The 13,795-nt window shown below is 73.3% G+C and carries 11 protein-coding genes; 8 read left to right on the forward strand and 3 right to left on the reverse strand.

Annotation, left to right across the window (positions count from 1 at the left end; translation table 11 throughout):
- Positions 1-963 (forward strand): Bug family tripartite tricarboxylate transporter substrate binding protein, encoded by a 963-nt coding sequence (locus tag ACLF3G_RS21020; protein ID WP_430671366.1) that lies wholly within the window; start codon positions 1-3, stop codon positions 961-963.
- A 166-nt stretch (positions 964-1,129) separates the two neighbouring features.
- Here the strand turns inward: ACLF3G_RS21020 and ACLF3G_RS21025 are convergent, their stop codons facing one another.
- Positions 1,130-2,980, reverse strand: coding sequence for a solute carrier family 23 protein (locus ACLF3G_RS21025; RefSeq protein ID WP_430671367.1), 1,851 nt, complete (start codon positions 2,978-2,980; stop codon positions 1,130-1,132).
- Between the two features lie 129 nt (positions 2,981-3,109).
- Between ACLF3G_RS21025 and ACLF3G_RS21030 the strand changes: the two genes are divergently transcribed.
- The 7 genes from ACLF3G_RS21030 to ACLF3G_RS21060 all read left to right on the forward strand — a co-directional run bounded on the left by ACLF3G_RS21030 (position 3,110) and on the right by ACLF3G_RS21060 (position 10,794).
- Positions 3,110-3,514, forward strand: a complete 405-nt coding sequence (locus tag ACLF3G_RS21030; RefSeq protein WP_430671368.1) for an ATP-binding protein — start codon at positions 3,110-3,112, stop codon at positions 3,512-3,514.
- Positions 3,515-3,552: 38 nt separating this feature from the next.
- On the forward strand, positions 3,553-4,296 hold the full coding sequence (locus ACLF3G_RS21035; protein WP_430671369.1) for a CheR family methyltransferase: 744 nt from the start codon (positions 3,553-3,555) through the stop codon (positions 4,294-4,296).
- The gene (locus ACLF3G_RS21040; RefSeq protein WP_430671370.1) at positions 4,289-5,443 is read left to right on the forward strand and encodes a chemotaxis protein CheW; all 1,155 of its coding nucleotides are present in this window, start codon (positions 4,289-4,291) and stop codon (positions 5,441-5,443) included. Before ACLF3G_RS21035 ends, ACLF3G_RS21040 begins: the two co-directional genes overlap by 8 nt.
- Positions 5,440-6,468 carry a chemotaxis protein CheB gene (locus tag ACLF3G_RS21045; protein ID WP_430671371.1) on the forward strand — a complete coding sequence of 343 codons (1,029 nt, stop codon included), beginning with the start codon at positions 5,440-5,442 and terminating at the stop codon, positions 6,466-6,468. The genes ACLF3G_RS21040 and ACLF3G_RS21045 overlap by 4 nt, the downstream gene beginning before the upstream one ends.
- Positions 6,465-7,496, forward strand: coding sequence for a response regulator (locus tag ACLF3G_RS21050; protein ID WP_430671372.1), 1,032 nt, complete (start codon positions 6,465-6,467; stop codon positions 7,494-7,496). The genes ACLF3G_RS21045 and ACLF3G_RS21050 overlap by 4 nt, the downstream gene beginning before the upstream one ends.
- Positions 7,493-10,084 carry an ATP-binding protein gene (locus ACLF3G_RS21055; RefSeq protein ID WP_430671373.1) on the forward strand — a complete coding sequence of 864 codons (2,592 nt, stop codon included), beginning with the start codon at positions 7,493-7,495 and terminating at the stop codon, positions 10,082-10,084. The genes ACLF3G_RS21050 and ACLF3G_RS21055 overlap by 4 nt, the downstream gene beginning before the upstream one ends.
- Before the next feature lie 140 nt (positions 10,085-10,224).
- Positions 10,225-10,794 carry a fasciclin domain-containing protein gene (locus ACLF3G_RS21060; protein WP_430671374.1) on the forward strand — a complete coding sequence of 190 codons (570 nt, stop codon included), beginning with the start codon at positions 10,225-10,227 and terminating at the stop codon, positions 10,792-10,794.
- Between the two features lie 188 nt (positions 10,795-10,982).
- Here ACLF3G_RS21060 and ACLF3G_RS21065 read toward each other — a convergent pair whose 3' ends face one another.
- Both ACLF3G_RS21065 and ACLF3G_RS21070 read right to left on the reverse strand, forming a co-directional pair.
- Complete coding sequence (locus ACLF3G_RS21065; protein ID WP_430671375.1) at positions 10,983-12,164, reverse strand: PP2C family protein-serine/threonine phosphatase; 1,182 nt, start codon at positions 12,162-12,164, stop codon at positions 10,983-10,985.
- On the reverse strand, positions 12,161-13,753 hold the full coding sequence (locus tag ACLF3G_RS21070) for a methyl-accepting chemotaxis protein (RefSeq protein ID WP_430671376.1): 1,593 nt from the start codon (positions 13,751-13,753) through the stop codon (positions 12,161-12,163). The genes ACLF3G_RS21065 and ACLF3G_RS21070 overlap by 4 nt, the downstream gene beginning before the upstream one ends.
- Between the last annotated feature and the right edge of the window lie 42 nt (positions 13,754-13,795).

A 13,795-nucleotide genomic window follows, 5' to 3' on the forward strand; every position in this document is an offset into this window, starting at 1 on the left:
ATGCGCCGCCGTCTTCTGCTCGCCGCCACGCTCGCGGCACCTGCGCTGGTGCGCCCCGCCTTCGCCCAGACTGGCGGTTCGGCCCGGCCGATCAGGCTGGTCGTGCCGTTTCCGCCCGGCGGCACGGTGGACCTGTTGGGCCGGCTGGCGGCGCGGGAGTTGGAAGCGGGGCTGGGGCAGCCTGTCGTGGTGGACAACCGCGCCGGTGCCGGCGGCATGATCGGCTCCGACAACGTCGCGAAATCGCCGCCGGACGGGCTGCACCTCGTGGTGTCCAACATCGCCTCGCATGGTGTCGGCGCGGCGGTCAACCGCACCATGCCCTACGATCCGCTGCGCGATTTCACGCATATCGGGCTGATCGCCGCGGTGCCGACGGCGCTGGGGGTGGCGCGGGACGGCAAGTACGAGACGCTGGCGCAGTTCCTGGCGGCGGCGCGGGTCTCGGCGGGGGCGGTGAAGGTCGGCTCCTCCGGCAACGGCACCACGGGCCACGCCAAGACCGAGATGCTGTCCCGCATGGCCGGGGTGGAATTGCTGCATGTGCCGTATCGCGGCGCGGCGCCCGCGGTGCTGGACGTGCTGGCCGGGCAGACGGATGGCGTCATGGCCGCCGTTGCCGACATCGGCCGCAATGACAAGCTGCGCCTGCTGGCCATCACCAGCGCCGAACGCGCGATCCGCTGGCCCAGCGTGCCGACCTTCGCGGAGTTGCAGTTCCCGGGCCTGGTCGCCAACAACTGGTTCGGCCTGTCCGGGCCTGCCGGCATGGACCCTGCCGTGGCAGCCCGGATCAATGCGGCCCTGGTGCGCGGGCTGAACACCCCGGCGATGGCGGAGCGCCTGGCCGATCTTGGCACGAGGCCGAACCAGATGAGCGCCGCCGACTACACCGCGCTGGTCGCCTCCGAATTGCCGCGCTGGGCGCAGATCGTGCGGGAGGCAAATATCCGGGTGGATTGAGGCCAGCTCATACCAGATCCCATTGATCGGAACCTGCGCTCGCCGAAGGCGGGCGAGCGGCCGAATGGCCGCCCCGCCAGGTGGCGCATAGCCAAGCGGGCGGATGCCGGCGCCGATGAGCGAGACCTACAAGGCCGTGATCGATCACGATCACCGGGATTTGGTATCAGTCCGCGAAGGTGAGCCGCAGCTCGGCGCCGCCGGGGATCGCGCGCTGGTCCAGCCGTTCGGCGTTGCGGGTGGCGAGCCAGAGCGCGAAGGCCTCCCGTGCAGTGTCGGAGCCTTCGAGGTCGGTGACGTCCGGCCGCGCGGCAGGCCTCGGCAGCGGCTCGCCCTGCCACGTCGCTGTCACCAGGATACGGTCGGTCGCGTAGTGCATCTGCACCGCGATTTCCGCGGCGCCACCTCGTGCCGCGAGCAGTTCCTCCAGTTCCAGCAATGCGTGGCCGATATGGGTCATCGTCTCCCGCCGCGCCCCCCAGGCGCCGCCCAGCGCCTCCACCTGGTCCAGCAGCGCCTGGTTCATCCCGGCGCCCGGCTGGATGGTGAAGGCGGCGCGCTGGGCCACCAGCGGTGCCGTCAGCAGGTTCAGCAGGATGGCGCCCAGCGCGCCGGCGGTGATGGGCGATCGCAGCATCGGCGGCAGCACCTGCGCGATGACCGGCGCATCCAGCAGCGTGCCGAGACCCAGCGCGAGACCGAGCCCGACGGTGAAGGTGCGCCGCGTGTCCAGCATCCGCGCGCCCGTCAACTGGCAGCCGCTGGCCAGCATGAAGCAGCAGACATACAGCAGCATCGCCGCCTCGATCGGGTCCGGCAGCGCCAGCAGCAGCGCCAGCAGCTTCGGGCAGCAGGCCAGCGCCAGCAGCGCCACCGATGCGAAGATGGCGACGCGCCGCGACAGCACCCGGGTGCCGATGGCGAGCCCGACGCAGGCGGAGGATGTGCCGGTCGGCATCGCCCCGGCCAAGCCGGCGACGAGCATCGCCAGGCTCTGTGCCACCAGGCCACGGCGCAGCGGGGCGGGGTCCGGGCGCCGCCAATTGCCATCCGCGGCGCGCTGGAAGGCCAGCAGGTCGCCGGTCCAGGAGGCGAAGGAGGCGAGCAGCGCCACCAGGAAGGCCGGCAGCAGCGCCGCATCGAAGGCGCCGAGGCTCGGCGGGGTGGGCCGTGGCAGCGCGAACCACGGCGCGCTGGCCAGCACATCGACGTCGGACGCGCCGAGCCCGAACGCCAGCGCCGCGGTGGTGCCGAGCGCGGCGCCGACCAGCACGGCAAAGCGCGCCAATCGCCCGCCCTTCAGGGCCAGCGCGACCATGGCGGCCAGGGTGCCGAAGGTGATCGCCGGGTGAAGTGAGTCCGCCGCTGCCGTGCTGGCGGCCGCGAAGGCGCGCGGCAGCAGGCTGACGCCGATCAGCAGCACGACCACGCCGGCCACCTCGGTCGGTACCAGCTTCTGGATGCGGCGCAGCGTGGCGCCGAGGATCAGGCCGATCAGGCCGGTCAGCACAGTCGCAGCCGCGACGGTACCGGGATCCGCCTCGGACACGGCCGAGAGATAGACGGCGACGAAGATCGGGGCAGGAATCGAGGCGACGGGGTAGCCGGAACCGATTGCCCCGCGCGGCAGCGCCTGCAGAAGACCGGCGATGCCGACCGCGGCAACGGACAGGCAGACGAAATTCAGCACGTCCATCGCCAGCAGGCCGTACTGCGCGGCGACGAAGCCGGGCAGGATCAGGTAGATCGCCTGGATCGCCAGTTGCTGGCCCGCCAATGCCGCCGTCTGCGCTGCCCCCGGTGCCTCGTCGAGTCCGAAGTCAAGCTGTGGCGGGCGGGCGGTACGGCGGTCTTCGCGCGGGGCGGTGAGAGCGGCGAGGTAGCCGAAGAACCAGGACGGAATCGGGCGAATGGAACGAACTTCCTTCAGACTGTATCTTTCGACGCGCGTAGTCGCCCTGGTTACAATGCCGGCGTCAGTTATACTGGGCACGTCGACCGATCGATACTGGAACATGGCCGCGTGACCCTGGGTAGAGGCGGGCGACGCAGGGGGCGCGACAAGTGGCATCGGCACGGCTAACCTCCGGTCAATCCGCCATGAGAGGGCACACGGGTGCCGCCTGCCTCCGCCCCATCCTTCGCGATGACCATCCCGCCGAACCCCGAGGCGGTGGCGCGCCTGCTTGATGCGCTGGAGGGCTTTTCGGAACAGTCGGCGCTCGCGCCGAAGGTGGCGCATCGGCTGACGGTGGTGCTGGAGGAACTGGCGGCCAACGTCGCCATGCATGGCAGCACCGGCCCGGGCGCCGCCACCTTCGTCGCCGTCGCGGTCCATCACCAGGACGACACGCTGGTGGCCACCATCGAGGATGATGGCCGCGCCTTCGACCCCCTGGCGCAGGCGGCGCCGGATACCGGGGCGGCGCTGGAGGATCGCGATGTCGGCGGCCTGGGCGTGCACTTCGTGCGGCAGATGACGCGCGCGCTGGACTACAGCCGGCAGGACGGGCGCAATCGCATGACGGCCGTGCTGGACCTGTCCGGCTGAGCGGCAGCCCCACCCTCGATGATCCTGGGTTGGGTCCGTTGCAGGCGCGCCTTGCCCGGCTGGCGGGCTTCGCCGAATCGGACGTGCTGCGCAATCGCCTGAAGCGCGCCGCGCCGCTGCTGGCGCGCCTGCCGCTGGACCAGGCCAATATCGACCAGCCGGAGTGGGCGGCGCTGCTCGATGCGGTCACGGTGCAGGAAACCCGGATGTTCCGCGCGGCGCCGCAATTGGCGGCGTTCCGGACGCAGGTGCTGCCGCTGCTGGCGCGGCGCGGCGCGCTTGCCCTCGTCTCGGCCGGCTGCGCGACGGGGGAGGAGGCCTGGACCTTGGCGATCCTCGGCACCGGCGCCGGCGTTCCCTGGCAGGTCGAGGGCCTGGATCTGTGCCGCCCGGCCCTGCAGGCGGCGATGGCGGCGCGCTACCGGCTCGGCCCGCCCGATGCGCTGCGCGAAGTGACGGCGGAGGATCGCGCTCTGCTGGAGGTGGCGGGCGACTGGTTCTCCCCCGCTCCGGCCTTGCGCGCCGCCGTCGCCTTCCGCCGCGCCAACCTGCTGGATGCGGCGCTGCCGGACCGCGCGGCCGATGCCATCCTGTGCCGCAACGTGCTGATCTACATGACGGAGGAGGGTCGGGTGGCGGTGCTGCGGCGGTTGGCCGCAGCGCTGCGGCCGGGTGGTGCGCTGCTGCTGGGCCCGACGGACCGGCCGCCGAAGGGGCTTGGGCTGGTGCCCTGGTCGCGCGACCTGGTCGGCATCTGGCGGCGGGACATGGCCGATGGCTGAGGCGCTACGCGCGGGTGGGCTGGTCTTCGCTCTGCCGGCCGACGCGGTGCCGGTGGAGTCCGCGCCGCTGCGGCCGGCGCCGCTTGCGGGGGTGGCCCTGCTCGGCATTGCCGTGGTCAGCGGCCAGGTGGTGCCGGTGATGGCGGCGGCGCCCGGCCTGCCGGGTGGGCCGGCCTGGGTGATGCTGGACGGGCCGAATGGCCGCGTCGTGGTCGCCGGTGAGGCCTTCGCGGAGCTGCCGGCCGAGGGCGCGCCGCTGCTGGTGGTGCCGCGGCTCGGCGGCCGGCGCACGCCGGCGCCGTTGCCGGCGGAAGCTGGCGGCTGGGCGGTGCCGATGCGCCGCGGCAGCGCGCGGCAGGTCGCCATCGCCGCGGAACTCGGCCCGCTGCGCATGGTGCTGCCCTTCACGGTGCTGGAGCGCGTGGTGGCGCTGCCGCCGCTGCGCGCAGCCCCCGGGGCGGGGCCCGCGGCGCTCGGCTATGCCGTGGCGGCGGGCGCGCCGGTGCTGGTGCTCGACCCCGCCTGGCTGCTTGCGGCGGAAGGGCCCGCGGAGGAGGCCGCGCTGCTGGTGCTGTTCCGTCATGGCGGCAGGCGGCTTGGCGTGCCCTGCGCCCGGGTCGGGCCGGCGCAGGCGCGGGAGGCGACGCTGATCGTCCGGCTGGACGCCGCGGCCGAGGCGTTGGTGCAGGCACCGCTGGCCGAGGCGGTGGCGCCGCCGGTGCCAGAGCCGGTGCGGAACCTGCTGCTATGTGCCGCGGGCGGCCAGGCCTTCGCCCTGCCGGTTGAGGAGGTGCTTGCGGTGATCCCTCCGGTCTCGCCGACCGCCTCGCCCGGCATGGCCGGGCTGGGTGCGGCCTTCCGAGGTGTCGCTGCGCATCGTGGCGACGTGCTGCCCGTTCTGGATGCCGGGCTGCGCATGGGCCTTTCCCCCGTGCTGCGCCATCCCGGTACGGAGGCGCCGTTGCTCCGCCTGGCCGGCGCCCGCCCGATGGCGCTTGCGGTGGAACAGGTCACCGGCCTGCGCCGCATCCCGGAGCGGCTGATCGCGGCGGTGGCCGGCGAGGGGCTGGTCTCCGCCGTGGCGACCTTCGGCGAGATGCCGCTGCCGGTCTGCCGCGCCGCGGTTTTGGCGGGGTGGCGGGCATGATCCGCGTGCTGGTGGTCGACGACAGCGGCTTCATGCGCATGGCGCTGCGCCGCATCATCGAGGCGGAAGGCGACCTGCGCGTGGTCGGCGAGGCGGCCGATGGCGAGGCGGCGATCGAGCAGGCCGCGCGTCTGCGCCCCGACGTCATCGCCATGGATGTCGAGATGCCGAAGCTCGACGGGCTGGAGGCGACCCGGAGGATCATGGCGCTGCCGGACCCGCCGGCGGTGCTGATGGTAAGCCACCATACAAGCGACGGCTCCGCCACCGCGCTGGCGGCGCTGGACCGCGGGGCGGTGGACTACCTGTGCAAGGATGGTGACCTCGGCGGGGTTGACCTGTCGCGGCTGGACCGGGAGCTGCGCGGCCGGCTGCGCCACTGGGCAGGGCAGCGCGCCGCGGTGCGGCCGGCGGCGCGCGGCGCCGCGCCGGTGCGGGTGGTGCGGGCGGCAGGTGGCTGCGACGTAGTGGTGGTGGGCGCCTCCACCGGCGGGCCGGATGCGCTGGCCGCTTTCCTGGCCGCGGCCGGGCGACTGCCGGTGCCCTGCGTGGTGGCGCAGCACATGCCGGCCGATCTCGGGCCGGACCTGGCGCAGCATTTGGCGCGGCTGTCCGGCGTGCCGGTGGGCGTGGGGCGCACCGGGCAGCGGCTGATGTCAGGAGAGGTGACGCTGATCTCCGGTGGCACGGATGGGCATCTCGCGCGCGGCGCCGGCGGGCCGGAGGCCGGGCTGGTGTTGCGGCTCGCGGGCGGGGCTGCCGCGGTGCATCCTTCGGTGGACCTGTTGTTCCAGTCGGCGGCACTGGTGGCGCGACGGGCGCTGGGCGTGGTGCTGACCGGGATGGGGCGCGACGGCGTGGTCGGGGCGCGGGCGATGCAGGACAGGGGGATGCCGGTGCTGGCCCAGACGCCCGCCAGCTGTGTCGTTGCCGGGATGCCGGGCGCGGTGATCGCCGCCGGGCTGGCGATCGAGACGGCGGACCCGGCCGGGCTCGGCCGGCGTGTGGCGGGGCTGGTGGAATGAGCACGCTCGACCGCGATCTGCTCGACGCCTTCGTGCCGGAGTTCGAGGCGGAGGCGGTGCGCCTGGCCATGGTGCGCGATGCCCTGGCGGCGTCGCGGGCGCTCGACCAGATGCGGGCGATGGCCGCGGCACTCGGCGCGGCGTCGCTCGCCACGCTGGTGGACCGGGCGTCACAGGCGCTGGAGGCGCTGGACTGGCCGGCGCTGCACCAGGCGGCGGAGGCGCTGGCGCGGCAGGCACGGGTGGTGGGCGAGGCCGGCGGCGATGTGGCGCTGGCGCCGGAGTCACCTTCGCAGGCCGCCGCGCCGGAGGCACCGGCCGCGCTGCTCGATGCGGAAATGCTGGCGGCGCTGGCGCCCGAATTCGCAGCCGGCTGCGACAGGCTTGCCGGCGCTGCGGACGCGGCAGCGGCGGGGCGGGCGGTGGATGGCTTGCGCGCGATGGCGGGGGCGGTGGGCCTCGCTTCGCTGCTGCGGCTGCTCGACCGCGCGCCCGGGCTTCTGGAGCCCTTCGACGCAGACGGCCTGCACAGCCTTTCCACCGAACTTGCGGCACAGGCGGCCCGCATCGTCGCGGCGGGTGGGGACATGCCGGAACCCGTCGGCCGGCCGCGCAAGCGCGTGCTGGTGGTGGATGACAGCGCCATGATGCGACGCCTGGTGCGGGAGACCCTGGCGCTCGACGAGGACTTCGAGATTGTCGGCGAGGCCCCGGACGGCCTGCGGGCGCTGGAAGCCCTGCGCGATCTGGCGCCGGACCTGACAATGCTCGACATCGAGATGCCGGAGCTGGACGGCATGGGCGTGCTTCGGCGCTGGGCGCTGGAGGGCGGCGGGGCGGTCGTCATCGTCTCCTCCGCCGCGCGGCCCGGTTCGGCCACGGCGGTGGAGGCGCGGCGGCTTGGCGTCGCGGGCATCGTCGGCAAGCCATCCGGCGCGCTCAGCCCGGATCTGCGCGAACGCCAGGGGGTGGCACTGCTTCGGACGGCACGGCGGGCCGCCGGCCTGCCGGTGGAGGCCGCGCGATGATCGAGGACGAGGCGCTCTGGCAGGAATTCGCCGGCGAGTCCGAGGATCACCTCGACACCATCGACCGCATCCTGTCCGCCGGCGGCACAGGTAGGGACGAGGTGGACCGGCTGTTCCGCGCCTTCCATTCGCTGAAGGGCATGTCGGACGCGCTCGGCGCGCCGGGGCTGAAGAACGTGGCGCATCGCTGCGAGGACCTGCTCGGCCTGTCACGCAACGGGCGGCTTGTGGTTTCCGGTGCCGTGGCGGAGGCGCTGCTGGCGGCGGTGGATTCGCTCCGGCGGCAGCGGGCGCAGGTGCTGGAGACGCATCGGGACGTGCCGGCCCCGGGCGAGCTATTGGCGCGGCTTGGCGCCCTGGCCGAAGCCGGGCCGGCCGCTGCGGTGGCACCGCCGCAGCCGGTGGCCCCGAGGATGGAGGCGGGCACGGCGCTGCGCGGGGCGCTGGCGTCCCGCTTTGCCGAGGCGGCGCCGTTGCTCGCCGGTCTCGCCTTGGAACGCCGGGCGGAGGCGCTGCGCGAGGCAGGCGAATTGGCCGAGGCCGCGCGGATGCTCGGCCTGTACCGGCTGGCGGCGGCAGTGGAACGGCTCGCCGGCGGCGGCGGCCTCGCGGCGCTGGGCGCGCTGCGGCGGCTACTCGGGCTGCTGGAGGCGGAAGTAGGCGAGCCTGCCGGGGTGGCCGCCCTGGTGGGGCCTGCGGGCGGCGAATCGGCGGCGCTCGGGCCGCTGCTCGCGGGGCTTGCCCTGCAACTGGATGCGGCGCTGGCGGGCGGCGATGCTACCGCCGCGATGGCCGGCGCGGCCATCGCGGCGGAAATCGCGGCCGGCTTCGGGCTGGGCGGGCTGGAGCAGCTTCTGCTCGCCGTGCAGGACCTGGCCGATCGCGGCACGGACCCGGATGCGGCGGCCATCCTGGCGGCGCAGGGGCCGGCGCTGGTCGAACGGCTGCGCAATGCCTCCGAAGGCGGGCTGCCGGCATTGCGCGCGGTGGGGGAGGCACTGCCGACGACGGAGGCGACGGATCCGCGCATCCCCCCCAGCTTCGCGACGCTGCTGGGCGCGGAGGGCCGTCGCCGGGTGCTCGCCGCGGTGGAAGGGGGCCGCCCGCTGGTCCGCCTGCGCCTTGCCCTCGGCCTGCCGGCGGAGCTTGAGACGGCCATCGCCGCGGTGCTGGCCGCCGAGGCCGAGGTTCTGACCAGCCGGACGGTGCTGGACGCCCATCCGCCGCATCTCGACATGTTGCTGGCCGGTCCTCCGGAGTTCGAGGCGCTGTCGCGCGCCCTGGCGGCGGCCGACCCGGCAGGGCTGGCGGTGCTGGACCTCGCCGCCGCGGCGACAGGTCCTGCACCGGAGGTGGTGGCACCTGCTGCGCCGGTGACGATGCGCGTGCGGCAGGAGACAATCGACCAGATCATCGCGCTGGAGACAGAGGTGCGCGCAGCGGCGCTCGCCCTTGCCGAAACCTTGGATGATGGCGGCGCGACGGAGGCGCTGGCGGCGCTCGGCGCGCTCGAACGCCGGCTGCCGGGCGGGCCGGCGCGGGAGCTGGGTGTGGCGCTCGGCCGGCTGCGGCAGTTGCAGGAAATGCTGGTGCGGACGGAGAACCGTCTCGCGGTCGGCATGCGGCGGCTGGACGATGCCGTGATGGAACTGCGCGTGGTTCCCATCGGCACGCTGTTCGCCCGGCTGCCGCGGGTGGTGCGGGCGGTGGCACAGGCGGCGGGGCGGGAGGTGGAATTGCTGCTGGAAGGCGAGGACGTCACCATCGACCGCAGCCTGGTCGAATTGCTTGCCGACCCGCTGCTGCACCTGACGCGCAACGCGGTGGACCACGGCATCGAGCCAGCCGAGGCGCGCGAGGCGGCCGGCAAGCCGCGCCGCGGCACGCTGCGGGTTTCCGCCGCGCGGCGCACCGGGCAGGTCCGGGTGCGCGTCTCCGAGGACGGGCGGGGGATCGATCGTGCCCGGGTGCTCGACCGCGCCGTGGCGCGCGGTGTCGTCAGCCCGGAGCAGGCGGCGCAGATGACAGAGGCGGAGGTCTTCGCGCTGCTGTTCCGGCCGGGCTTCTCCACCGCCGAGACGGTGACCGAGACCTCCGGCCGCGGGGTCGGCCTGGATGTGGTGCAGGATGCGATCCGCCGGGCCGGCGGCACCGTGGAGATTGCCAGCCAGCCGGGGCAGGGCACCAGCTTCACCCTGCTGCTGCCGCTGACCGCCGCGGTGCAGCCGGTGCTTCTCGTGGAGGCTGCCGGCCACTCCTACGCGCTGCCGGCGGCGCGGGTGGAGGCGGTGCTGGAGGCCGGGGCTGCGGCGGGCTGCGAGGTGCTGGGGCTGGCCGCTCTGATCGGCACCGAGGGACCGATCGGGCCGGAACGCGCCATGGCCGGTACCATCGTCATCGTGAAGTCGGGCGGCCGATCCTTCGGACTGGCGGTGGACCGCGTGCAGCGGCGGACCGACCTGCTGCTGCGCCCGCTGCACCCGGCGCTGGCGGCGCTGCCCGGCATCGGCGGTGTCGGCGTTCTCGGAAACGGAGAGCCGGTGGTGGTGCTGGAGCCGGATGGCTTTGCACCAGACGTGTCCGGCTGACCCTGCGAATCCGGCCGCCTGCGTAACAGCCTTCCCGCTTCTGGACGGGGGGCTTTCGCAGGGCTAGACGCGGCAGGCCGCGCCGGTGCCGGGCGATTCGCCCCGGCTTCATCACCCGGTATGTAAAAAGGGACTTGCCCGTGATTTCCCGACGCCACGCGCTCGGCGCTGGCAGCCTCGCGCTGCTCCTGGCCGCCTGCGAAACGCCCACCAGACCCCGCACGCTGCCGGAGGACGGCACGATCGACCTGCTGACCCTGCTGCGCGGCAAGCCGGAGCATCGTCGCTTCGCCGCGCTGCTGACGGTCAGCGGTGCCAACACGCGGCTCGGCCTGCGCAGCGGCGCGGTGACGCTGTTCGCCCCGGTGAACGAGGGCTTCAACGGCCTGCCGGCACCGGTCCTGGCGCTGCTGGACAATCCGCCGTCCAGCCCGACGGAGGCGCAGCGCGCCCTGTTGCAGCCCATCGCCTTCGCCAACGCTGCCTTCGGGCTGCTGCGCTTCGCGGACATCGCGGCGCGGCGCAACACCGTGGTCACCTGGGACCGTGCCCGCCTGAACGTCCAGCCGACCGGCACACGGACCGCGACCCTGACGCGGGAGGGTGTGACCCTGGCGGCCGGGCGCCCGCCGGTGGCCATCACCCGTGGCGAGGTGCTGGCGGCCGACGGTGTGTTCCATGTCACCAACGCGCCGGTGCTGCCGAACTGAGAGGTCTCTGACCAGCGGCATCATTGGGTGACGTGCGGCCGGCACGGCCAGCCGAGCGCCCAGACGGGCGCCCAGACGGAGGCCCAGACGGGCGCCGCGGCCAGTGCCGCGCAGCCAAGCGGCCGAAGGCCGGGCCCGGCGTCTCAGGGCGCGAAAAACACAGCGGTCATCGAAAATGACCGCTGGTTTCAGCCCTGGTAGCGCAACGCCAGGGCGGTGATGTCGTCCGCCTGTGGCGCGCCGTCGGCGAAGGCCGTCACGGCGCGCAGCACCATTTCCACCAGCGCGATCGGTTCGGCGCCGGCCTCGACGAGTGCCGCTTCCAGCCGTTCACGGCCGAAGAAGCCACCGCGGTCGTCCTCGGCCTCCGACACGCCGTCCGAATAGCAGAACAGCGCTTCGCCCGGCGCGACGCGAAAGGGGTCGGAGGCGTAGCCGATGCCCTCCATCACGCCGAGCGCCGGCTGGCGGCGCAGGCCGGTCAGCAGGCGCGGCGCGGCGCCCGGGGCGACCAGAAGCGGAATGTCGTGGCCGGCGACGGCGATGCGGCCTTCGCCGGTGGTGCCATCGATGATGCCCAGCACCACCGTGACGAAGGTCTGGCTTTCGTTGTCGGCGGCCAGGTCGTCATTCGCCATGGCGAGGATGGCGCCGGGGTCGGGGCTTTGGCCATCCGTCGAAAGCCGCTTCGCGGCCGCGCGCATCAAGCCGAGGGTGCGCGCCATGGTGAGGCCGGCGGGCGCGCCCTTGCCGGAGACATCGGCCACCGCGAACAGCATGTGGCGCGCATCCAGCCGCAGGCAGTCGTACAGGTCGCCACCGACCTGTCGCGCCGGCACCATGGCGGCGTGCACCGTCAACGTTCCCGTGGCGGCGGCCGCGAAATCGCGCGGCACCAGCGAAAGCTGCGCGGCGCGGGCCGATTCCAGCTCCGCCTCCAGCGCCGCCAGCCGCGCATCCGCCAGGTCCCGCAGTCGCTTCTTCTCCAACACGGCGCCGAGGCGGGCGCGCAGCAGCGGTGGGTCGAAGGATTTCGGCAGGTAGTCCTCGGCGCCCAGTTCGATGCAGCGGACGATCTTCTCCATCTCGGTCAGGGCCGAGATGACGATGACGGGCGGCGCCGCGCCGCGTGCCGCACGCAGTTGCTCCAGCACGCCGATGCCGTCCAGGTTGGGCATCTCGAGGTCGAGCAGCATGATGTCAAAATGGCCGCGTTCCAGCGCCGCGAGGCCCTGCAATCCGTCCTCCGCCATCGTCACGTTGGGATAGCCGAGTTCGGCCAGGCGCCGCTTCAGCACCAGCCGGTTGAAGCTGCTGTCGTCGACGACGAGGATCGCGACATCCTCGCCGGGCGCCACCGTCTCGCTCACGCGCGCGCGCCCTTTTCCGAGGCCATGGCTTCGACGACGCTGCGGGTCTCCGCCGCGAGCTTCGACAGGTCGATCATGGTCACGGTGATTTCCTCCGCGGCGGTGGCGTTGGACTGGCCGATGCGGGACAGGGTGCTGACCCGGTCGGTGATGGAGGTGACGGTCGCCTGCTGTTCCTCCATCGCCACCGCGATGGCACCGGCGAGGCGGGCGGATTCGGTGACCAGCTTCTCCAAATCGTCCATCGCCTCCCCCACCGCGGCGGCGGTGCCGCTGCCTTCGCGGGTGCGGCGGCCGGCGACGAGGACCACGTCGGCGATTTCCTGCGCCAGGCTCTCGCTGCTGGCGGCCAGGGCACGCACTTCTTCCGCCACCACGGCAAGGCCACGGCCGTGTTCCCCGGCGCGCGCCGCCTCGATGGCCGCGTTGATCGCCAGGATGTTGGTCTGCGTCGCGATCTTGGCGATGGTGCCGGCGATGCGCGTCACCCGCTCGGTATCCTCGGCGACGGCGTCCACCAGCTCGATCAGGCTGCGCAGCTTCACCAGGTTCTCGGCCAGCAGAGCCTTCGACTCATCAGCGCGGTCGCTGCTGTCCTGAGTCGTGCGGCCCACTTCCCGCACCGCATCCTGGGTCTGGCCGAGCGCTTCCTCGACCTGACGCAATTCCGCGAGCTGGGTCATCGCGCCGTCGGAGACCTGGCCGATGGCGTCGGAGGCCTGGGTGGTGGCGACCGCGGTGCGGCGGGCGTTTTCCAGCGCCGTCTCGGTCAGGTTGCGTGCGGCGACCAGGTTCTCGCGGAACACCAGCACGGCGCGCGCCATTTCGCCCACCTGGTCGGTGCGCTCGGAACCCGGCACCGCGGTCTCCACCGCGCCGCGCGACAGGCGGACCATGGCCATGGCGAGGCGTGACAGCGGTTGCGCCAGCAGCCGGACCAGCACCACCCAGACCAGGGCGCAGCCGATCAGCCCGGCCCCGGCGGCGGCCAGGACGATGGTGCGCGCTTGGTCCTCCAGCTGGTGCGCAGCCTCCAGCGACTCGTCGGAACTGCGCTTCACCTCGGTGCGCGCGACGCTGGCCACACGGTTGAAGGCGGAGGCGAAGTCGAGCCATTCCTCGTGCAGCGGGCCGAATTGTGCCCGTTCCCGTGCGGCGAAGGCGGCGCGGACCTGTTCGGTGAATTCCGGCAGCCGGCGTGCCATGTCGACGCCGCCACCAAGCACGATGGGGTCGATCTGCGGGCCGAGGATCGCCACCATGCGGTCGAAGGATTCGCCGATGAGCTGCCCGTTGCGGACCATGCGCTGCGCGCTGGGGCCGGGCTGCAGGACGCCCGCGATGACGCTGGCGAAGGCCGAGGAGAAATCCGCCACGTTCAACGCCAGATCGTCCACCGCGGCATCGGCATTGCGGTCGCGCAGGCCAAGCTGCTCGATGATGACGACCTGGCGGGCGACGACGATGAGGGCCGCGCCGGAGAGCAGCCCGACCACCATCAGCATCAGCAGCGAGATCAGCCCGGCGCGCACGCCGATACGGCCGAACCAGGCGCGGATGCGGGAGGCGCCGGGTTTCTGCAAGGTCATGGCTCGGGGCGGGTCCGGTGGAATGGGGGCGTGGCCTTCTTG

Source organism: Falsiroseomonas sp. HC035, assembly GCF_050563525.1.
Lineage (GTDB): Bacteria > Pseudomonadota > Alphaproteobacteria > Acetobacterales > Acetobacteraceae > Falsiroseomonas.

Bases quoted from the DNA above. Each gene is read 5' to 3' on its own strand.
- ACLF3G_RS21030 (WP_430671368.1), top strand. From the start codon at position 3,110: ATGACCATCCCGCCGAACCCCGAGGCGGTGGCGCGCCTGCTTGATGCG.
- ACLF3G_RS21025 (WP_430671367.1), bottom strand. From the start codon at position 2,980: ATGTTCCAGTATCGATCGGTCGACGTGCCCAGTATAACTGACGCCGGC.
- ACLF3G_RS21040 (WP_430671370.1), top strand. From the start codon at position 4,289: ATGGCTGAGGCGCTACGCGCGGGTGGGCTGGTCTTCGCTCTGCCGGCC.
- ACLF3G_RS21070 (WP_430671376.1), bottom strand. From the start codon at position 13,753: ATGACCTTGCAGAAACCCGGCGCCTCCCGCATCCGCGCCTGGTTCGGC.
- ACLF3G_RS21055 (WP_430671373.1), top strand. From the start codon at position 7,493: ATGATCGAGGACGAGGCGCTCTGGCAGGAATTCGCCGGCGAGTCCGAG.
- ACLF3G_RS21045 (WP_430671371.1), top strand. From the start codon at position 5,440: ATGATCCGCGTGCTGGTGGTCGACGACAGCGGCTTCATGCGCATGGCG.
- ACLF3G_RS21050 (WP_430671372.1), top strand. From the start codon at position 6,465: ATGAGCACGCTCGACCGCGATCTGCTCGACGCCTTCGTGCCGGAGTTC.
- ACLF3G_RS21020 (WP_430671366.1), top strand. From the start codon at position 1: ATGCGCCGCCGTCTTCTGCTCGCCGCCACGCTCGCGGCACCTGCGCTG.